Consider the following 21,666-nt stretch of genomic DNA (forward strand, 5'->3'; position numbering starts at 1 on the left):
GCGATGTTTGCGGCTTTTTTTCAGTATCTCATAGTTTGAATTTGCCAAGCGAGCGCTCCAGTACATCCGACACTTCCGTCAGCTCAGAGGACGACGACGCAATCTCTTCCATTGCCGCCAGCTGTTCCTGCGTAGATGCTGCGACCTGCTGCGAGTTGGAATTTGTCACCTGTGCGATTTGTGCAATTTCCGTCACTGACGCCGTGATTTGCTCAACGCCGGCCGACATCTGCTCCGCCGTGGCTGCCATCTCTTCGATCTGCTCAGCGATCTGTGCGTTGCTCTTCACTATTTGCACGAAATTCCGGTCGGTTTCCTTGGTCAGCTCCAGACCGGTGTGCACTTCTTCTATGACCTGAGCCATGGCGTCTATCGAACGCTTCATATCTTTTTCGATGTCGGAGAGCAGATCCGCTATCTGGCCAGATGACTCTGCCGACTGCTCGGCCAGTCTTCTCACCTCAGTCGCTACTACGGCAAAACCCCGCCCGTGCTCGCCTGCTCTTGCCGCTTCAATGCCGGCATTCAATGCCAACAGGTTGGTTTGCGTAGCGATACCTCTGATGATGCCGAGCACGCCGGCGATCTCCTGCGATTTCCGCTCCAATGATTTAATCACACTATCCGTGTCTTGGACCGATTCATGGATACTGTCCATCTGTTGAGCTGTTTTGTGTACATACTCACCACCAGTTTCCGCCTGCTGCTTGGAATAAAACGCAGACTCGGTGATGGTTGAGGCATTTTCCGCGATCCGCTGTACGCCTACAGCAACCTCCTCCATAGCCCGCAAATTCTCTGCTGTGCTCTGGGTCTGACTGTCCGCTCCGCTTGCCACCTTGCCGATTGATGACACAATCTGCTTGGTTTGATTAGCGGTCTGCTCCGCGATCACCTGAAGCGTTTTCGTAGCAGCAACGACCTTGTCGGACGCACTAAGCCCTTGTTGTATTAGGTCTTGCAAGCTCTCTTTCATACTATTGAAGCTCAAGCCGAGCTTACCTATTTCATCCAGCGAATGATCGGTGATGACCGTGGTGAAATCGCCCGCCCCCGCTTGTTCCATGGCTTCAGCTACGCGGCTGATTCTTGTTCTCATTTTACGTATGTACCAGACTATCACGGCGACCGAGACAACCATAGCGATCGAAAACACGTAGAAGAAGCTGCCGATAAACGATTGAATGATGCCATTGATGAGCTGCTGCGAAGCGCCAATATAAAGGATGCCGATGACTTCCCCGCTGGCGTTTTTGATTGGCTGATAGGCAGTTTGATATGTCTGCCCTACCACTAGTGCTTCACCATAATACTTTTCGCCTTTCTTTAGCACCACATCAGCAACCTGCGCGGAAACTGCTGTGCCGATGGCTCGTTTTCCCTCGGTCAAGACGTTGGTGGTGACTCTTCTCTCGCCTTGGAAGATGGTCACCGTGTCTCCTGTGATCGTGCCAATCTCATCCACCAGATCGAAGTTTTCGTTAATTTTGGTGTTTCCTTTGTACATCTGACCGTCTTTGATTTGCCAGTCGCCGGGATATTTGTGTTGAATGAAGCCGGCGGTCAATTCGAGATCGCTTTTCGCCTTCTCCGTCGCAAAGGTCTCGATGCCGGTGCGCATATCACCTAGCACTTGATAAGCAACCAACGCTGAAAAACTCAGCAGAATGCCGACAACGATCAAACAAATTTTTGTTGCAATACTCATACTGCGCATAGTGTTATAGCCTCTCTTTTATGATTGATGTTGAGTCCATTCTATGTTTATCGGAAATCACGGCTGCTGAGTTTAGAGCTGCATGCTCGCGCGCAAAAGGGCATAGCATCGTCCGCAAAGGGGTGGCCATCTGTGCGCTGCAGCAAAAGGAAATCCTGGCGCCCAACCACTCAACGGTGACTCACCGCTGCCAACAGGGTTGTACACCCTGCCGCGTGTTCGATTTCTGTTCCGATCCAGTGTTTGATATAATAATCTCAACTGGTGAAAAGGAGCTGATGATCAGATGTATCAAAAGGCACGACTGGGAAAAACCGATTTATACGTAAACAGAATCGGGCTTGGCGCCAACGCGGTTGGGGGACATAATCTGTTTCCGAACCTCAACGAAGAAACCGGTAAGGATGTAGTCCGCACGGCACTCGACAATGGAATCAACTTCATTGATACGGCGTTCATTTACGGTCCTGAGCGCTCGGAACTGTTGATCGGCGAGGTGTTGAAGGAAAAAGGGAACCGACAGGACGTGGTTATTGCTACCAAAGCGGCACATAAATTGGTGAACGGTGAGGTTGTAATGGATAATTCTCCGGCTTTCCTGACGGAGTCGGTAAACAGCAGCTTACAGAGATTGCAAACCGATTATATTGATTTGTTTTACATACACTTCCCCGACGAAAACACTCCAAAAGACGAAGCGGTCGGCGCACTGAAAAAGTTGAAGGACGCAGGCAAAATCAGAGCCATCGGCGTGTCTAACTTCTCGATAGATCAGCTGCAAGAAGCCAACAAAGACGGGCACGTTGACGTTCTGCAGAGTGAATACAACTTGTTCAAACGCGACGTAGAGCAAGAGATTCTGCCTTACACGGAGAAGCATCAAATTTCGTTTGTTCCTTATTTCCCGTTGGCTGCGGGATTGTTAGGTGGCAAATACAATAAAGAGTCAAAGTTCGAGGACATCCGCGCAAAGAATCCGCTGTTTCAGGGAGAAGCTTTTGAGCGCAACTTGGACAAGGTAGAGCAAGTCCGTGAAATCGCCAATGCCAAAAATGCGGAAGTCGCCCATGTCGTGCTCGCTTGGTACCTCACCCGGCCGTCAATCGACGCGTTGATCCCAGGAGCGAAAAAGCCTGAGCAAGTGACGAACAACCTTAAAACGTTGGACGTGCAGCTAACGGCAGATGAAATTGATAAAATCGACCGGATATTTCGGTCCTAAGCTGGCGTAACGAAGCGCGGCTTACGCGGCACTGCCTGCGGTTGATCAATGCAACGCGGCACGCGCAGCGATGTGATGGAACTGCAGCTTGGCTGTCGTACGTCTGACACAGTACACATGTTTGAGGCATCCCGACGGGGGTGCCTTTTTCATTTAAGCGGTACAATCGCCCTTTGCTGTTTTTCGCGACGCTGCTTCTGGCGTAAAATCAATAAATCATACATGATCTTATTAAATCGTGTAACAACATGTTGCTATGTAAGCGTTTGTAATGTATGATTAAGAAAAATCATACATGATTGGTAGGGAGATGAAAACTACAATGGCCCTTTCAAAAAAAGAAATGCGCCAGGTTGCTGTGGCGAGCTTAATCGGATCAGCCATTGAGTGGTACGATTGGTTCCTGTACGGAACGGCCGCAGCTTTAGTGTTTAACACTCTGTTTTTCCCCGCTTATGACCCACTGGTCGGTACGTTGTTAGCGTTTGCAACTTTTGGTGCCGGGTTCCTGGCCCGACCGTTGGGTGGAATCATCTTCGGCTATTACGGAGATCGACTGGGGCGTAAAACAACCTTAATTGTTTGCCTTCTTCTGATGGGCATAGGTACGTTCACTATCGGGCTGCTTCCTTCCTATGAGCAGATTGGCGTTTGGGCTCCAATCCTGCTTGTAACGTTGCGAGTGATCCAAGGTATAGCGGTGGGAGGAGAATGGGGCGGCGCTGTCCTGCTGGCCATCGAGCATTCCCCGGAAGATAAACGTGGATTTTATGGCAGCTGGCCCCAGATGGGCGTGCCCGTGGGTCTGCTCCTCTCTACCGTTGTGTTTTCGGCATTCACGGCCCTTCCGCAGGATCAATTCATATCCTGGGGCTGGAGAATACCATTCCTGCTTAGCATACTGCTGATCGCAACCGGCTTGTTTATCCGCCTGAAGGTAATGGAAACGCCTGCATTCATTCAGGCCAAAGAAGCGGGTCATCATGCCAAAAACCCGCTGAAAGAAGTGCTCCGCACTTCAAAGAAAGATATACTGATAGCTTTAGGCTCCCGCTTCGCTAACGATGCGAGCTATTACATCTCTAACGTGTTTGTGCTCCTGTACGCGACTAAGTATTTGTCACTGGATAAAACGTTGTTTTTGACCGGTGTGTCTGTGGGGGCTGTCGTTGAAATTTTCACGATTCCATTATTCGGCACCCTGTCGGACAAACTCGGCCGTAGGCCCGTCTTCATGGCCGGCTCATTATTCTTTATCTTGTTCTCATTCCCTTTCTTCTGGTTGGTCGAAACGCAAAATATGGCGCTGATATGGATTGGCCTGGTGTTGTGGATAGCAGTCGGCCATGGCGCGACATTCGCACCAATGTCCGCTTTCATAGCGGAACGCTTTGATACTAGCACCCGTTATACTGGGGCCTCGATCAGCTACCAGGTATCCGGGATTCTGATTGGAGGTCCGGCTCCGTTCCTGGCCACCGCCCTACTCACTTGGTCCGGGCATTACTGGCCGATCGCCTTATTCATGATGATATTGGGTGTGATCAGTTTCATCTCAATCTATGTAGCCAGTGAAACCTACCGGAAAGACTTGAATATAACCATGCGGCCAGACCAGAGTGCACACACGCCAGATCAAACTTTAGGCGCCCAAACTAACACAAAAACCAAAGGAGTGTCACGTTCATGAACACAAATTCGCTTGTCGCCTTGCACAGCTCAATGCCTGAAATTCCATTGGAAGAATATAAGGACCGTGTGCGCAGAACACAGGAGCAGATGCAAAAAGAAGGCTGCGACTTGATCATCGCTTGGTCGGACAGCTACCGGATGAGCAATGTCCGCTGGTTGTCCAACTACCGCGCGTTCGACGGTATATTCCCTTATCCGGCCATCGTGATCGTTCCCGTAAAAGGAGATCCAATTTTGTTCGTAGAAAGCAGCTTAACCTCCATTGGCGGTGCGTCAGTGATCAAAGACGTCCGTGGAATCAGACAGGATCTCGGGCCTGTGCTCAAAGAGTACGCTGCGTCTGGTAACGTGTGTAAGGTAGGTATCGCCGGATATAAATATTTAGCCTTGGAATTCTGGGCTGTGATCCAACAATCGCTGCCCGATATCGAAGTCGGGCCAACCAGCATCATCGACATCTTGAAATCGATTAAAAGCGAAACTGAGATTCGGAATATGAAGGTGGCCGGGTATCTGGCGGATTTAGGCATCGCTGCAGTGAGAGAATCGGCAGAGGAAGGTGTCACCGAAAAGGAACTGGCAAAACAGGCCTACATGGCGATGTTCGGGCAAGGCTCCGATACCGTAGCATTCGACATCATGGTACAGACTGGCGAAAACTCATCCGATTTCTATCTTGCCCGGCCGACCGACCGCAAGCTGAGAAAAGGTGATACGCTGCTGATCGACATGGGATGCCGTTATAACGGTTACGCCTCTGACATGGCTCGTGGCGCCACTTTCGGTCCCGTTTCGAAAGAAGCTCAAGCTATGTTCGATGCAGCACTCGAAGCATATGAGACAGGCTTCAAGTATCTGAAACCGGGTTTGACCGGTGAAGAAGCCAGCTATCCTGCCAACGAAGTGCTTGCGAAATACGGCTACATTCACTCCCCGGGGGAAGGCAGGGGCGTAGGCCATGGTCTCGGTATGGATCCGGAGGAAGAGCTGCCTATCCTCGCACCGGGAATGACCTCCGTGCTGCAGGAAAATCAGACGCTGGCCTACGTTATCACACTGCTGATCCCCGGAGTCGGCGGACTGAGAATTGAGGACAGCGTGGTCATCCGGAAGGATGGAGCAGAATCTATGACAAATTATCCTTATCGTAATCATTGGTAAATAACAGAGAGGCAACCATACACATTCATGAAAAGCGGTCATGTTTTTTGATCGCTTTTACGCATCGCATTAGCAATGCCCATTCAGCGATGCCTATTCATTCGAAGAAAAAGGAGCGGCAGCATGTCCCATTTATTCAAGGCACACAATATCGACGGCTATCAGGACATTATCCCTGAAAACAATAGCCTGTTAACATACCTTGCACTGGGAAAAATCTCTCTCAACAAAGATGAACAATACTCCTGCCATACGGATGGATATGAAATGGGCTTAGTGATTTTATCAGGTCAAGCCACGATAGAAATTGAAAAGGAGAGATGGTCGGACCTCGGTGAGAGGCAGACGGTGTTTGATGGCAAGGCGACCACAGTGTATATCCCCTGCCGGTCGAATTACACCATCACCGCACAAACCGATCATTTAGAAGTTGCCGTGTGTAAAGCAAAGGCTGAAACGAAGTTCACTCCGTTTGTCGTAAGACCCAGTGACGTTGTTGTCAATGCCAGAGGTAAAGAGTTATGGCAGCGTGAAGTCCATGGCATAATCACCGATAACGGAGATAGTCGGGTACATCGGCTGGTGCTGGGAGAAACGTATAATCAAGCCGGGCATTTGTCAAGCTATCCTCCTCACAAGCACGATGGGGAATTTGCGCCGGAAGAACCGAACTTAGAGGAAGTCTATTATTATCAGCTGGATCCCCAGCACGGCTTTGGCGTACAACTGCATTACACCAAGGATCAAAGCATAGACCAGTCCTACATCGTGCGTAATGGAGACAGCTTTGCTATTGATAAAGGATATCACCCTGTTAGTGCCGCCGCGGGCTACCGGTTGTACTACTTGTGGTTTATGGCAGGCCCGGAGACTAGAATCTTACAGCCGTTCGATGACCGGGATCACGCTTGGCTGAAATAGCAGGTCGGCCGAGTCCACTCCCTATCCACCTTGTGTTGAACTCGGCTTGTTTAGCCGAACCTGTTGTTTTATGATAGATGAATATATTTCAGCGTTTAAGGTGGAGAACTATTGAAGAAGAGTGAATTTACAAACAAGCGGAAGCCAGTGGCGGACGAAATATACAGTTCGATCAAACATCAAATTCTCTCTTACACGCTCTCTCCTGGCGAGAAAATTAACATCGACCAACTGGCGCGCGGTTTACACGTAAGCAACATCCCTATTCGCGAAGCTCTGTCGAGATTGGCTTCAGAAGGGTTAGTCCATATTGTACCTTACAAAGGGGTCACGGTCGCGGAGATGAGTCTGCAGGAGCTTGATGAACTATATGAGCTGCGCATTGAGCTTGAGGGTTATGCAACGAGAAAGGCAACGTATCTGATTCCCGAGGCCGAGCTAAATTGGCTGGATGACGAGATGAATGGGCGCCGTGTGTCCATCGACACTGCCCAGGGCAACCTGGAGACCGTCATGAGAATGAATGAACAGCTGCATGGGACGATTTTAAAATACACTCATAATGACAATTTGAGCAAACTAATGACAACGTTTCTGCAGCGGATCGAAAGGTACCTGATTTATGCTCGCCGGGATTTAGCGGTGGATACCGTCCGGAGGGAGTGGCATGAGCACCAGGAGATACTGACTTTTCTGAAGCAGCGGAATAGCTCAATGGCGGAAAAAGCCATGCGAACACACATTAGCAACTCTCATCAAAGGACCAGAAGATTTTTTCAGTAGCAGCTCAGGCGGCAAAGCCACATGGTCACAGTTCTCAAGCTTATAAGGATTTGCAATGTCAGCGGATGCGCTAAAATTTAGCTGTCTCAGGCAGCTTACCGCAGGGATACGATTGAAACGTGAACCGTGAAAGCTCACATCAGCTGGGGCTGAGCGGCGCCTTCGCCCTGCCGCTGGCATAGTAGATGCTAGATTCTTGTATATTTATGCAAATGCATCAAGGTGCCGACTCACAAGTTAGCGGTTTTTGACCGAGTGACGTGCCGCCACAGATGTTTATCTAAATTTTGCAGGCAGGAGACAAAGCGGCCCGTGTCAGCGGTAAAGAAGCTGCCGACCGGGCCTGGTCTTGTCATTCAGTCGATGCTGGGCGCCCCGCCCTTGCTTATATTGTACGGCCTTTGATGTAGCTGATCCAATAAAACACGGACACAAACACCGTACCGCCGACGGCGTTCCCGAGCAGCACTGGTATGAAGTTCATAAACCAATCCCACCAGCTGGCTTCCCCCACGAAAATAGCTGCGGGAATAACGAACATATTGGCCACCACGTGCTGAAAGCCGGTCGCAACGAAGCCCATGATCGGCCACCATATAGCCCAAATCTTTCCTGCCACATCGTCGGCGCAGTAGGCCAGCCAAACGGCCAATCCGACCAGCCAGTTGCAGCCAATGCCGGAGACAAACGCCTGACCGAACGTATCATCGAGCTTTGCGTTCGAAAATGCTACTGTTTTGGCCAAATACGGCCCTTCGGCGGTCAACCCAACCACGTATCCAAAGAAATATGCGACAAACACCGCACCTACGAAGTTGCTTAAGCCGATCCAAACCCAGTTGCGCACAAGCTGGCCTGTTGTCACTTTGCCGGCGAGCGTCGCCATAGCTACCAGCATCATGTTTCCAGTCAGCAGTTCACCGCCCGCTACGATCGTTAGTATCAGTCCCAGCGGGAACACCGCCGCGCCTAAGAAGCCTGCGAAACTTCCCCACTCATGTGGCAGGTTTCCGCTCACGCGAATATCTAACAAATATCCTAGGGAGATAAACGCACCAGCCAAAAAACCCAGCGCTAGCATGGTGGGGAGCGGTAAACTCACTTTTCGAACACCGGCCTCTACGCTTAATTCCGCGACCCGTTGTGGAGTATTGTAACCCATGGTTGTTACCTCCAAATATGATTTACCGTTAGGGTTGCCATATTTGGGTGTGTTAATGAATGGGAATGGTTGTGCGAGCGTGCGGGCATGCAAGCGCATGCATAAATATTGGAAATTTCACATAAACTACAAAAAAAATCTTGCCCCTTTCATCTGACTATGTAAAAATATAATAGCAATATTCTCTTTATTCGGGGAATGCATTTGATACGAAACTATTTTTTGGACAAAGGTGGTCGAGCCCACGTGAGTAATCTGCAAACCATGAACGAACAAGAAGTCACGGCAAGAAAATACGTGCAAACCGTATACGAGACTGTCGTACAGCGCAATCCTCATGAAAGCGAATTTCATCAAGCCGTAAAAGAAATTCTAGAGTCCTTAGTTCCAGTCATCGCTAAGCATCCTAAATACATGGAGAACGGTATTCTTGAGAGAATCGTTGAACCTGAACGATTAATCACGTTCCGAGTTCCGTGGGTTGACGACCAAGGCCAAGTTCAAGTAAATCGCGGCTTCCGAGTGCAATTCAACAGCGCCATCGGACCGTACAAGGGCGGATTGAGATTCCACCCATCCGTTAACTCGAGCATCATTAAGTTTCTTGGATTTGAGCAAACGTTCAAGAACTCCCTGACAGGTCAGCCGATCGGCGGCGGCAAAGGCGGCTCCGACTTCGATCCGAAAGGAAAATCCGAGGCCGAAGTGATGAGGTTTACCCAAAGCTTCATGACGGAATTAGCAAAATACATCGGCTCCGATACCGACGTGCCTGCCGGCGACATCGGAGTAGGTGCGAGAGAGATCGGATACATGTTTGGTCAATATAAAAGATTGCATGGCGGACATGAGGCCGGCGTCTTAACTGGCAAGGGTCTGTTATACGGTGGCAGCCTAGCCCGTACGGAAGCTACCGGATACGGCTGCGTGTACTTCGTTGAAGAGATGTTGAAATCCAAAGGGCTGAGTTTTGACGGCAGCACCGTTGTTGTCTCCGGTTCAGGTAACGTGTCCCTCTACGCTATTCAAAAGGCTACTCAACTAGGAGCAAAGGTTGTTGCGTGCAGCGATTCGAACGGATACGTATATGACGCGGATGGCATCAACTTCGAAACGGTGAAGCGTTTGAAAGAAGTGGAAAGAAAACGCATCAGCGAATACGTCAAGGAACATCCCAACGCAGTATATGCTGAGGGCTGCGAAAACATATGGTCCATTCCATGTGATATCGCCCTTCCGTGCGCGACACAAAATGAAATCAGCGCACAATCGGCAGAAACACTGGTCGCCAACGGCGTTAAAGCTGTGGGAGAAGGTGCTAACATGCCTTCGACGTTGGAAGCTATCGACGTGTTCCTGAAAGCGGATGTGCTGTTCGGACCTGCGAAAGCTGCCAACGCGGGCGGCGTAGCGGTATCTGCTCTTGAAATGGCACAAAACAGCATGAGATACTCCTGGTCGTTCCACGAAGTGGATGACAAACTGCATGCCATCATGAAGAACATTTATAGAAATTCGATCAGCGCGGCAGAGGAATACGGCTATCCTGGCAACCTCGTTGTCGGCGCGAATATCGCGGGCTTCATTAAAGTGGCGGACTCCATGCTCGCCCATGGCGTTGTTTAAGAGCATATCAAAAGCTTGACACATTTCTACACTGATGTCACACCCCTTCCAAACTTCACGTTTGAGGGGTCTTTTTCTATTTCCTTTTTTAATTACTTGATCTGTCACTTCATCTGTACTTCATCTGTTATTTGATCTGTTACTTGATCTGTCACTTCATCTGCGACCTCATCTGTTACTTCAACTGCGACTTCATCTGTTACTTGATCTGTTACTGCATCTGTTACTGCATCTGTTACTTCATCTGTTACTGCATCTGTCACAGCATCTGTTACTTCATCTGTGCATGCTCTGCTGCTTAAGTTGTTGCATGCTCCGCTGCTGTGAGTGCGTTGCTCGGATGTGGATGCAACTCTTCTAGCGGAGTCCATACCAATCCAGCCGAATCGAATATTCTAACTAATACCTAGGTTAAATGGGTTCACTCCATGAAAGGAAGTGGCAGACAAGAAATGAGCATATGGGCAAGTGTAGAACAGATGTATGGCATCAAAATTAAGCAAACCACCAAAGTGCGTGATGTCTACAAGGTAAGGACGGCTAAAACAGTCTACTGCCTGAAAGGATATGACTTCCCGGAGGAAGAAGTGCGTTTCATTACCCAGGTCTTATCCTTCTTGCGTAAACAGGGGCATATGCGCGGGCAAAAGGTATACCCAACCACGAAAAACACACCGTATATACATTACAACGGATCGTACTACACTCTGACCAACTGGGTGAACGGGCGCAAGCCTGACTTTGACCGCCGGCATGAGTTCAATTCAACACTTAGAACCCTGGCTATTTTTCACGAAGCTGCACAGGGCTTTCCGCACACGGAAGCGCCTCCGTCCAGAGTGAGATACTCTAATTTGAGCCATGACATAGGCAGATACAAAGAGGCTCTAAGTGACCACGCGGAGACCAAGCCTCTCGTCCAGCTGTGCGATGAAGCGTTAGACGCAATGAAACAGCCGAAGCTGACAGCAGCGGTTGAAGCAGAGCAGCGAGCGTCCGCTATCGTGCATGGCGATTACAACTACTCCAATTTGGTGAAGGATGACTGTGGTAAAATACATCTAATTGATTTTGAAAACACTTCATTAAATCTGAGAATGACAGACTTGTCACATGTACTTCATCGTAACTTCGCTTGGAACGGCAGCGCGGTGCTGCGTGGAATAGAGTGTTATGAGAAGAAGCGGCAGTTGGGTGCATCTGATTTGCATTTGCTTCACGCGCTTTTGATATCGCCGTATCCCGTCGTTCGCAGCCTTCGGGCAAAAGGGCTTGCCCAAACCAAAAGACTCATTCCCACCGCCGCACAGTTAAAAAAATACACGCGGGAACTAAAAGCATTATTGTAACGGCAGCAGCTGCATAAAGGGGGATGGCATGTTAAACATGTCCATCCCTTTTTCATGTTGTCCCCCAAGCCGCCTCGCTCCGGCTACGAGCAATAGGCGTCCACCCTGTCTGCTCTGTTCACTGTGCGCTGAGATGCGGCACTCCTGTGTGTTCGCCATCGTCACAGCGCCCCTCGCGTATCCTTCCATTATTTTAAAGAGCATAGTCGGTTCGCCTCCCAGGCACGCCTCCCTTCGCTCCTTCCCGATACAGCCATGCGCAGTCTCGCCTCGCCTACCATCCTTCCGCATCACCGCCGCTCGGCGGTCTCCTCCTGCTTTCCCAGAACAAAACAGACGGTGCTAGATATTTGTCACAAAACTGAGCCGGCAGCCATATTATTTTGGTATGCCAAACATCAAACCCTTTGTCGGGAGCTTACGGGTCTGGCGCTAACGAATCGCTACCAGCCGAGCCCGGTTTTTGAACATATCAAATGGACACGAGATTGAAGGCACGAAATCAAACTTTTTCACGGAGGGGTAGCACATGAGCAAAAACAAGCTCACCGTAATGGCAATTGACCATGGGAACGGGTATTTTAAAGGCTACAGCACTGCTATGCAAGGGATGGTACTGCCTAGCGGCTTTCTCACAAAAGAAGGCGTGCAACGCGAAGACTCCATAGGTGTCGGGCACACAGAGTTCAATGAGTTCCAGTCAAGTCTGTATGAAGGTGAAAGTTACGTGTGGGGGGCGGAAGTGAACAAAAGCAAGGGTAAATTCCTGTCCACTTACACCAGCGAAGACAGATACTCACAAAAATACTACAAGCTATTGAGCCAATTCGGCTTAGCCAGCCTTATCAACGGCGAGGGCACGCACGACGTCCTGCTGGTTACCGGTTGTCCGTCGCGAGAAAAGGGTACCCGCAAGGAGGATGAACTTTGCAAAGTATTTAAGGGCAGACACATTGTGCAAATGAATGATAAACATAAATTTATTAACGTGAAGGAATGCAAAATTTTGCCCCAGCCGCTTGGAAGTATACTCGACCTGTACATCGATGATGAGGGTTACGTGAATCGAAAAGAAATCGGAAGCTCGTACATTGGTATCATCGATATCGGCTCCGGAACTACAGATTGTGACGGGATTGATTGCCTGAAAGCTATCCCAGATGACCGACATACGATTCCAGTGGGCGTACATGAGATTTATCAACGTTTGGCGGATTACATCAACAGTGAGAATCCAGACGCATTTGCCACGCCGAAAAACGTAGAACTCCAATTCGATAATGAGTTTTACAAACCCTCCAGGCGCTTGAGCATACCTATTCAAGAGGCAAAAGAAAGAATCGTGCGCGAAACGGCGGAATATCTCATCAATGAGATCCAAATACGCTGGAGAAACAGAAACAAGTTTGACATGGTCATTTTGACCGGCGGGGGTGTCAAATTGATGGAACCGTGGTTCAAGGGATTCATCAATGACATCATCGTGGTAGAAGATCATCAGATCGCCAACGCGAGAGGCTTCTTCAAATTCGGATTGCTGCTATCCAAAAGTAACGAGGCAGAGGATGTTGTCAACCAAGACATGTTCCTAACCAGGAGTTGATAGACGGTGAAAAAAGGTGATTCCATTGTTTTTCAATTGAATTTCGTTGAAGGCAAGGGCCAAGCTGATCGTTATTTCTCCTATTATAGGCAACTTTTGAAAACTCGGCGCTTAGGCCGCTTTTGCCGAGAGGCCTTTATCGAAAAGGCTGATCGCACGCTGAATGGCTTTGAAGAGCAGTACACCCATCTCAACCGCTTCATACAGTCGAAAGGCATTCCCTTCATCTTGGAGGCCATACGCGAAAAGGAAGCCCGGGCGGCATCAGCTCCAGCGGATGGCATCGAAAATGCCGTAAATCAAATCATGGCAGCTCTGATAGAAAAATTGCAGAGCCAGCCTGAGCTGGGATTCCGGCAACCACATCTTGAAGGGGCTCAACATCCGCCGAACATTCAGCCTGCCACAGTGCAGCAGAGCAGGTCACATCATGGTGAACAAGCGGAACCACACAGTGAATTGCGTGATGCAGCAGTGCCACAAGCGTCTGCGGCAGCCCCTATCGCAGTGCCTGATGGGACAGTACAGCAGATTGCCGCGCAGGTCACTGGTACGCATGACGCTCTTAAGCAGCAGACTGACATCGAGGGGAAGACGAAAGTGTATGATCCAGCAGCGACACATGATGATGTGAAGCTGGCACAAGAAGCTTATGATCGAGCACACACACAGGCTCCACCCACGCAACTGAATGAGCGATTAAAGCAACGTGCTGCGGTGAACCCCACGCAAGAAGAGCATGCTCCCCCGGCACAGCAGACGGCCGAGAAGCCAACGGTTGTAGCACATGCCGGATCAGAACCGCAGGTGGTCGCACAGCCAACTAAGGCTCATGCCACATCAGAGCATCAGCCGATGGTGAAGTCGACGCAAGAGGTGCAGGCTCGACCGGAGCAGCACGCTGTGACGCGGCCGACGCCAGTAGCACATGCCGCATCAGAGCCGCAGGCGTCCGTACAGCCAACGAAGGCTCATGCCACATCAGAGCAACAGCCGATGGCCAAGTCGACGCAAGAGGTGCAGGCTCGACTGGAGCAGCATGCTGTGACGCGGCCCACACCAGTAGCACATGCCGCATCAGAGCCGCAGGCGTCCTTACAGCCAACGCAGGCTCATGCCACATCGGAGCATCAGCCGATGGTGAAGTTGACGCAAGAGGTGCAGGCTCGACCGGAACAGCACGCTGGCACGTGGCCGGCACCAATAGCCGATGCCGCATCGGAGCCGCTGGCGTCTGTACAGCCGACGGAAGCAGCCCATGCCCAACCAGAGCCACAAGCCGTGGCGAAGGCAACGACAGCAGTGCACGCCGGACCAGAGCCGCAGCCAGTATCGCACACTTCCGCACAACTTAGTGCGCCTGCAGATGCTCACACAGCAATGCACAATAATGCGCCTGTTCGACCCGGCCATCAGCCGCGAAACGGATTGCAGCCAGGTGCATCTGCCAGCGCATCTGCCGCAGCACGACCCACTCTATCACAACAGACTCCACGTGCTGGCACGCAATCAACGCTGCACCGCGGCCTGGACCGTGATTGGGAGAGCAGCTTGCCAGAGAATCCGCCCGGAGTCTACAGCCAGCGTGTCCATGATGAACTGTGCGAGCAAGCGGACAGCAGCTCAGACAATGGTCGCCATCATACACCAAGCCAGCACTCGCACATGGAAGCAGCGCATGATCCGAGTGTGGCATCGCGGCAGCACCTCCCTACTAGACCAGAACGTGACCCGCGCCCCACGCTGCATGCTAGCTCTGCAGCTGCTTCCAGAAAAGATAGCGCCACTCCGAAACACAAGCCTGATATGGGACGCCTGCTCGCCTTGTTGTAGGGACGCTCCCTTCCATACTCTCGCAGACACTACGTTTGCGCTCTACACTACTGGCAGAGCGCGATGCGTGCCGCAGTAGTGCCAGAGCGCGATGTCTGCCGCAGTATTGGCAGAGCGGCGACGCGTGCCGCAATATCGCCGCCGTTTAGACGTGGCGGCGTATTTTTCGCGGATCTTTCGTCGGTTCTGGGTTCGTAGTAGAGCGGCATGCGTCCAGTCTAATTATTCAAAACGATATCGGCAACCGCTTCAGCCCTAGTGTTAGGGTCTCAATGCACCTACAAAAAACGAAAAGCGCAGCCACATCTACAGTGGGTGCGCTTGTTCTGTTTTTACACTATCCTGCCGCCTGCCGTCAACCGATGTACCGCGGCGACAATACTGCTATCCGACAGCTACGCGGTTGTCGTCAGAATCGCTGTTAGCTCCTTTTTTGATCTGTTTACTTCTCAACTGTCCGCATGCGGCGTCAATATCCGTCCCATGTTCAAGGCGAACACTGCAGCTCACGCCTTTCTTTTTTAGCGCATCATAGAACGCCCTAACCGATTCTTGCTCGCTTCTTTGATATTGGCTGTGCTCATCCACCGGATTATACGGTATCAAATTAACATTTACAAGCTGCCGACGCTGGTCCCCGATCAAACCCACAAGCTCCAACGCATGTTCCTTGCGATCATTCACATCTTTGAGCAAAATATACTCCAGCGTGATTCGACGATTCGTTTTCTCCAGATAGTAATCAATAGCCTCCATCAGTTTCTCGATGGGAATCGCACGGTTAATTTTCATAATACGTGTCCGCAAGTCATTGTTTGGCGCATGCAATGAGATCGCCAGGTTGACGTGCAAATCGGAATCCGCAAATTCTACAATTTTATCCGCCAGACCACTGGTTGACACGGTAATGTGCCTTGGACCAATTGCTAAGCCTTTGTGATCCTTTATTACACGTAAAAAGTTTGATAGATTGGCATAATTATCGAACGGCTCACCAATTCCCATAACCACCACGTGGCTCACTTTTTCATCCTGCCGCGCTTGATCGAGATGCAGCTGCACCTTCATAATCTGCTCAACGATTTCTCCGCCAGACAAATCGCGGCTCTTTTTCAATAGCCCGCTCGCACAGAAGCTGCAGCCAATATTGCAGCCAACCTGCGTAGTAACGCATACGGACAAGCCGAATTTATGGCGCATTAATACAGTTTCGATCAAATTTCCATCCTGCAGTCGAAACAAAAATTTCACGGTGCCGTCGGCGGACTCTTGCCGCAAATGCTCATCCAATGTCGCTATATCAAAATGCTGTTCCAATAGCTGGATGCACTCTGTATTAACGTCAATCATCTCTGAAAAGTCCGCGACCCGCTTCCGATATAGCCAATCCCACACTTGCTGGGCCCGAGACTTTTTCTGCCCTTGTTCCATCAACCAAGCTGCCAGCTGATCGAATGTCAATCCATAGATGGATTCTTTTTTCATTTGTTACCCTCTTTTCAAAAAACTTCAAAAATCATGTGATCTGCACACATAGCGTCTACATCCGTACGTACATAGCCTGTACATCGGTATATTTATTTTTATTGTCCCAGAATATTTGGCCTAACACAAGGGCTGGAAGTGATTCGCTGGACATGTAGTGGTGCTCCGAGTTATGGAGGCGCGGATGTCCTAAGAAGGTGGCCCTCGACTAAAACGTCGTGGCAGTTAGCCTTAGCTTGCCGTTACAATAACTACCTTATCGATAGCAGCGTCACCTATGTTTCACGTGTTTCCACATTGGCCAAGTTACTCCTTTGTCAGACAAGCAACAAAAATAATGCTGCCCCGTGCTCCCTCCACATAGACAGAGCAAATTGCTTGCTTTTTTCCATTAGTGTAAGGGCATCATAACCAAGAGGGGCAGCATTATGGTTTTTTTACGCGAATAATACATTTGAGTAAAGCATCAAGTCGATCGCACACTAGCAGTGAGTGTCGTCCTGTTTTCTCAAATTTCTTTTAAAGTGTCAGGTACCGCAGAAGGTTCGGTAAGGGGATGTTGATGTAGGCAGTGTGCAGTACTCAGCCTGTTCGGGGGCGTGTGCGTAAGGGTTCGATAGCACATCCAACAACCTTTGCATCACGCCGTAGTCTCCTTGTTCCACTGCGGCTTCCAGTGCTGCTTCTACCCGGTGGTTCCGCGGAATCACGGCAGGATTACTGTTTCGCATCAATTGATGGGAATCAGCTTTCGATTCCGGCTGTCTATCCAGTCTTGCCTGCCACCGCTCACGCCACTCAGCGAACTCCGGAGTCTCAAACAAAACGTTATCCTCCTGCGTGTCGAAAGTTAATGCGCGGAAGGTGTTGGTGTAATCCGCCCTGTACTGCTTCATCATACTGAGCAGGTCATTAATCAAGGTTTCATCCTGCGGCTCTTCGCTGAATATCCCCAGCTTTGCTCTCATTCCCGCGCGCCAATTGGAGCGATACAACTCAGCAAATTCCGAAATCTTATCTTGAGCAAGTTTCACAGCCTGCTCCTGATTATCATGCAGCAGCGGAAGCAGGGTTTCAGCAAAACGGGCAAGGTTCCAGCCGGCGATAGACGGCTGATTGCCATAGGCGTAACGTCCTTGAACGTCAATCGAACTGAATACCGTCGCCGGATCATATGTGTCCATGAAGGCGCACGGGCCATAATCTATCGTTTCGCCGCTGATTGCCATGTTGTCGGTGTTCATAACGCCGTGTATAAAGCCAACCAACTGCCATTTCGCAATAAGCTCCGCCTGACGCTTGATTACTGCCTGCAGCAGTGAAAGATATCGGTTCTCATCAGCTTCAACATCTGGAAAATGTCGCTTTAGCGTGTAATCAGCCAATGTCCGGAGCTCCTCAACCATTCCCCAATTTGCAGCATATTGAAAGGTTCCGACGCGCACATGGCTGGCAGCAACACGCGTCAGAATGGCACCAGGCAGCTCTGTTTCACGGAACACCGGCTCGCCGGTCGATACGACTGCCAGGCTGCGAGTCGTAGGAATACCAAGCGCATGCATGGCTTCGCTGATGATGTATTCACGCAGCATCGGTCCAAGCGCCGCTCGACCATCCCCCCCGCGGGAATATGGCGTCCTGCCTGCACCCTTGAGTTGAATATCAGACCTCTCACCTTGTGGCGCAACCTGCTCACCCAGCAGCACAGCTCGGCCGTCCCCCAGCATCGTAAAATGCCCGAATTGATGCCCCGCGTACGCTTGAGCAAGAGGTTCAGCACCCGCGGGAATCTGGTTTCCAGCCAACGCCGCAACACCATCTTCGCTTTGCAGCGCCGCAGTATTCAAACCCAACTCTGCGGCTAACCGATTATTTAGCATCACCAACTTCGGCGAACGTACAGGAGTCGGGTTCTCTCGCGCAAAAAATAACTTCGGCAGACGGGCATAACTGTTGTCAAAGTTCCAACCTGCTTGATTGCTCTGTGTCATAATGTCTCCTTTTCCCATTCGTGGCTTTCAGTAAAACAGCTGTTTCTCTTATATTAAACAAAAATCATCAGCGTGTGCTGTTATTATTAGTTCCGCATGCCACAATAACACTATGCAGCCCTATTTTTTATGTCTGCTTGTGCAAATTAATTATGCGTGTCGAACGGGCGCTGCACGCGTTGGGCGAAACTTGATGGCCGGGATTGTCCGGTGTGATAAGAAACTTGCTCCAAAATACAGTAATGAGTTGCTAGTTCACCGTAACCTTTCAGGCAGACGATTTTAGGGCACCCACTGTGGATGCCCTAAGCATGAGTATAACATTAGAATAATCTAATATGTAATTTGAGGCTAGCTGTCGCCAAAAGTACTTTTTAATGATTCAGCAGCGCTGTCTTCTTTCCTACGTATTCTCTCGAGACAACCATATTATGAGTATCCGATAGCATTTTTTATGTAAATCGGTTGGCTTCGGGATCGTCCATGTCAAATCCAATCGCGTCTAGCGCAGGCCAAAGCTCGGAAGGAATGGGATAGCTGGCGAGCTCCAGCGTCTGGGCGACTCTTTCCGGCTTCGTCATGCCAACCACAGTACTCGTGACACGGGGATCGCGCATGGAGAATTGCAGTGCTGCTGCGGCTAAGGGCACATCGTAATCCTGGCATACTTTTGCAAACGAGCGTGCGCGCTCAAGCAATAACGGCGGTGCATCGCTGTAGGCATAGCGGGCGTAGGCATCCGGACCTTTTGCCAACATGCCACTCCCATAGGGAGCTGCGTTGATTACCGCAACACCCAAACGATTGGCGACATCCAACAGAGGGTCAGCCGATCGATTTAGTAGCGTGTAGCGGTTATGCGTCTCGACAGCGCTAAACTCTTCGGTTTCCACATAACGAATGAGCATCTGAATTGGCCCTCCAGATATGCCAATGTGCTCAATTACTCCTTGATCCCTAAAGTTTTTCAACACCGCAAGTGGTCCGCCCGGGCCCATTACATTTTCAAATGTAGTATGTTCCGGATCATGGATGTAGACATATTGCAGGCGATCTAGCCCCAAGCGGAGGAGGCTTCCTTCGATGGATCGTTTCATTTGTTCACCGCTGAAGTCACCGGTCTGCAAGCACCGGTCGGCTTTGGTGGCGAGCACAAAGCCCGCTGGAAGTCCGCCGTCCTGTTTGATTACCTTTCCAATGCGGCGTTCGCTTTCACCATCACCATAGGCTGCAGCTGTATCGAGGAAGTTGATCGGACTTGCAAAAGCAGCACGAATAGTGGCGAGCGCGTTTTCTTCCGGTGCGCTGTAGGCAAAGGTTTCAGGCATATCACCGAGTGGAGCGCCGCCAACACACAGTGGTGAAACAAACAGGCCAGTTTTGCCAAGAGGCCGCTGAGCCAGCAAAGAATCAGACATAGGATAATCCTCGCTTTCTTTTTTTAAGATGGAAAGGCTTACAAGTAATGCGTAGTTTTTACGTTACCTGATACCACCTTGTTCGTCAAATCCTAAAATTGAATGTTGTCCGAAACTTGATGTTGATTACGGTAAGGTTCCTCGCGATGCCTATTAACAGCGAGTTTTAAGGTCATCCTTGGATAGATGGTTCGCCTTAAGCGTTGAACGGCGCAACTTAGTGCATGCAAAACGGCCATCCGTTACGGGATGACCGCCTCGTCAGCAATGAAGTGCAATCCGAATGTTTAAACCTATAAATGCTCAGCCTGTGCCTGTTTTTTATTCGCAGGTGCAAACCAACCGAGAAGGGCTATCGCAACCAAGACACCGTAGAAGATAACGGTCCAGCCTGTGCTATGCGGGAAATGATGCTCTAACACACCAATATCTTCATGGGCCAGGGTAATGACAGCGAGCTTCACACCAACCCATGCCACGATCGCATAAGCCGTGGTCTCTAGGGCTGGTCGTTGGGCAAGAAGCTTTACAAACCATGCGGCGGCGAATTTGATCAGGATGAGCCCGGCGATTCCGCCAAGCAAGACAACCATGAATTTGCCTCCGTCCATACCACCGAAATCGCCAAGCGGTGAATCTGGGAGACCAAGTGCTAGAGCTACTGCGGCAAGAATGGAGTCAATCGCAAAGGCGAGGTCGGCAACAGCAATTTTTCCTACTGTTGGCCAGAAGCCTTTTCCTGCAGCCTCCTCCTTTAGGTCCTCGCGAATGTTCTCATTTTCCTTGCCGAAACGGGCTTTGAGTATGTGCTTTAACCCGAGATATAAAAGATAAGCAGCTCCGATCGCCTGTATTTGCCATACGTTCGCGATAAACGATATTGCAAAAAGAGCGGCGAAGCGGAAAACAAAAGCCATTACGATCCCATAATTGATAGCTTTCTTCTTCTGCTCCTGCGGTAAATGCTTCGCGATAACTGCCAGAACGAGGGCATTATCCGCCGATAGCAAACCTTCCAATCCAATAAGAATCAATAGTGCCCATGCATACTCCAACCAAAGTGAATCCAACAGTATTTCTCCTCTCTATGTTAAAATAAGTGATGACAAAGTTCTCGCTCTCACCCCAACCACAGTTCACGCCGGGGGATTTTTTCCCGTGGTGACGGTGCTTTTTAGCTTGTCCGAATATATTATACCATTTTGCCGCTGTCAAGTAATGTCTCACCTTGTCAGAACTTCGCGTCCCGCGATGATATTTAACCAGGCTGTATACGAGACTAAACAATAACACTTTTCGTTACTTGTGATAGGGTTCCCCGCGCCGTCTGTGACGGCAAGTTTTTAAGGCGATCCTTTGTCGGATGGCCTCTTTCTGTGAGACTTGAACTCCCTCCGTACGATTCAGTTTTCTCACGCATGCTCGCTTATTCGCAGGATTTCACCCTTGTTAAAGTGAAGAAAGTTAGGAAGTGAACCCCCGCTATAGACCTTGGCAACATGAAGGCGCACTGAAATAGAGGATGAGGGCAATATCCCATATACTTCCATCTACTGCACGCATTCTCCACGCCGCCCCTGGAGGTTTTCACTCCCATGTCTCAACGGGTCTTTGCCCTCTCATTCCTTCGTTACGCCTTTCCAAGGGGTGGAGGCCGGTCTTGCTATCGTTACGGGTCGGTGCCCTTTGGTTCAATACACCCG

At 50.1% G+C, this 21,666-nt stretch carries 17 protein-coding genes; 9 read left to right on the forward strand and 8 right to left on the reverse strand.

What is annotated here, in order from left to right; genetic code table 11:
• Nucleotides 1-28: 28 nt before the first annotated feature.
• On the reverse strand, nucleotides 29-1,717 hold the full coding sequence (locus tag CBW46_RS14940; protein WP_089200798.1) for a methyl-accepting chemotaxis protein: 1,689 nt from the start codon (nucleotides 1,715-1,717) through the stop codon (nucleotides 29-31).
• A 286-nt stretch (nucleotides 1,718-2,003) separates the two neighbouring features.
• Here CBW46_RS14940 and CBW46_RS14945 point away from each other — a divergent pair, with 286 nt between their 5' ends.
• From CBW46_RS14945 to CBW46_RS14965, 5 genes are all read left to right on the forward strand, one after another.
• Nucleotides 2,004-2,939: an aldo/keto reductase gene (locus CBW46_RS14945; RefSeq protein WP_089200799.1), complete on the forward strand. Its 936-nt coding sequence runs from the start codon at nucleotides 2,004-2,006 to the stop codon at nucleotides 2,937-2,939.
• Between the two features lie 322 nt (nucleotides 2,940-3,261).
• Nucleotides 3,262-4,629, forward strand: a complete 1,368-nt coding sequence (locus tag CBW46_RS14950) for an MFS transporter (RefSeq protein WP_243633327.1) — start codon at nucleotides 3,262-3,264, stop codon at nucleotides 4,627-4,629.
• Nucleotides 4,626-5,792 (forward strand): M24 family metallopeptidase, encoded by a 1,167-nt coding sequence (locus CBW46_RS14955; RefSeq protein ID WP_089200800.1) that lies wholly within the window; start codon nucleotides 4,626-4,628, stop codon nucleotides 5,790-5,792. Before CBW46_RS14950 ends, CBW46_RS14955 begins: the two co-directional genes overlap by 4 nt.
• 123 nt (nucleotides 5,793-5,915) lie before the next feature.
• The gene (gene iolB / locus CBW46_RS14960; RefSeq protein WP_089200801.1) at nucleotides 5,916-6,713 is read left to right on the forward strand and encodes a 5-deoxy-glucuronate isomerase; all 798 of its coding nucleotides are present in this window, start codon (nucleotides 5,916-5,918) and stop codon (nucleotides 6,711-6,713) included.
• 111 nt (nucleotides 6,714-6,824) lie between these two features.
• Nucleotides 6,825-7,496 carry a GntR family transcriptional regulator gene (locus CBW46_RS14965; protein WP_089200802.1) on the forward strand — a complete coding sequence of 224 codons (672 nt, stop codon included), beginning with the start codon at nucleotides 6,825-6,827 and terminating at the stop codon, nucleotides 7,494-7,496.
• 385 nt (nucleotides 7,497-7,881) lie between these two features.
• Here the strand turns inward: CBW46_RS14965 and CBW46_RS14970 are convergent, their stop codons facing one another.
• The gene (locus tag CBW46_RS14970) at nucleotides 7,882-8,658 is read right to left on the reverse strand and encodes a formate/nitrite transporter family protein (protein WP_089200803.1); all 777 of its coding nucleotides are present in this window, start codon (nucleotides 8,656-8,658) and stop codon (nucleotides 7,882-7,884) included.
• A 264-nt stretch (nucleotides 8,659-8,922) separates the two neighbouring features.
• Here CBW46_RS14970 and gdhA point away from each other — a divergent pair, with 264 nt between their 5' ends.
• A complete protein-coding gene (gene gdhA, locus CBW46_RS14975; RefSeq protein WP_089200820.1) occupies nucleotides 8,923-10,284 on the forward strand; it encodes an NADP-specific glutamate dehydrogenase in 1,362 nt (453 codons plus the stop codon).
• Between the two features lie 104 nt (nucleotides 10,285-10,388).
• On the opposite strand, the gene CBW46_RS21375 is transcribed toward gdhA, so the two are convergent.
• Complete coding sequence (locus CBW46_RS21375) at nucleotides 10,389-10,547, reverse strand: hypothetical protein (RefSeq protein WP_165842328.1); 159 nt, start codon at nucleotides 10,545-10,547, stop codon at nucleotides 10,389-10,391.
• A 189-nt stretch (nucleotides 10,548-10,736) separates the two neighbouring features.
• Between CBW46_RS21375 and CBW46_RS14985 the strand changes: the two genes are divergently transcribed.
• Nucleotides 10,737-11,633: a phosphotransferase gene (locus tag CBW46_RS14985; RefSeq protein ID WP_089200805.1), complete on the forward strand. Its 897-nt coding sequence runs from the start codon at nucleotides 10,737-10,739 to the stop codon at nucleotides 11,631-11,633.
• Here the strand turns inward: CBW46_RS14985 and CBW46_RS14990 are convergent.
• A complete protein-coding gene (locus CBW46_RS14990) occupies nucleotides 11,625-11,837 on the reverse strand; it encodes a hypothetical protein (RefSeq protein WP_133253997.1) in 213 nt (70 codons plus the stop codon). The two genes, CBW46_RS14985 and CBW46_RS14990, sit on opposite strands and share 9 nt — an antisense overlap.
• 325 nt (nucleotides 11,838-12,162) lie before the next feature.
• Here CBW46_RS14990 and CBW46_RS14995 point away from each other — a divergent pair, with 325 nt between their 5' ends.
• Nucleotides 12,163-13,236, forward strand: a complete 1,074-nt coding sequence (locus CBW46_RS14995; protein WP_089200807.1) for a ParM/StbA family protein — start codon at nucleotides 12,163-12,165, stop codon at nucleotides 13,234-13,236.
• A gap of 6 nt (nucleotides 13,237-13,242) precedes the next feature.
• Entirely contained in the window at nucleotides 13,243-15,069 is a 1,827-nt protein-coding gene (locus tag CBW46_RS15000; RefSeq protein WP_089200808.1) for a hypothetical protein, read from the forward strand.
• A gap of 384 nt (nucleotides 15,070-15,453) precedes the next feature.
• On the opposite strand, the gene rlmN is transcribed toward CBW46_RS15000, so the two are convergent.
• From rlmN to CBW46_RS15020, 4 genes are all read right to left on the reverse strand, one after another.
• Nucleotides 15,454-16,554 carry a dual-specificity RNA methyltransferase RlmN gene (rlmN, locus tag CBW46_RS15005; RefSeq protein ID WP_089200809.1) on the reverse strand — a complete coding sequence of 367 codons (1,101 nt, stop codon included), beginning with the start codon at nucleotides 16,552-16,554 and terminating at the stop codon, nucleotides 15,454-15,456.
• Nucleotides 16,555-17,081: 527 nt separating this feature from the next.
• Nucleotides 17,082-18,545, reverse strand: coding sequence for a protein adenylyltransferase SelO (locus CBW46_RS15010; RefSeq protein WP_089200810.1), 1,464 nt, complete (start codon nucleotides 18,543-18,545; stop codon nucleotides 17,082-17,084).
• A gap of 452 nt (nucleotides 18,546-18,997) precedes the next feature.
• Complete coding sequence (locus CBW46_RS15015) at nucleotides 18,998-19,963, reverse strand: aldo/keto reductase (RefSeq protein ID WP_089200811.1); 966 nt, start codon at nucleotides 19,961-19,963, stop codon at nucleotides 18,998-19,000.
• A gap of 293 nt (nucleotides 19,964-20,256) precedes the next feature.
• Nucleotides 20,257-21,033, reverse strand: coding sequence for a TerC family protein (locus CBW46_RS15020; protein WP_089200812.1), 777 nt, complete (start codon nucleotides 21,031-21,033; stop codon nucleotides 20,257-20,259).
• Between the last annotated feature and the right edge of the window lie 633 nt (nucleotides 21,034-21,666).

This window comes from Paenibacillus xerothermodurans (assembly GCF_002220865.2).
GTDB lineage: Bacteria > Bacillota > Bacilli > Paenibacillales > NBRC-103111 > Paenibacillus_S > Paenibacillus_S xerothermodurans.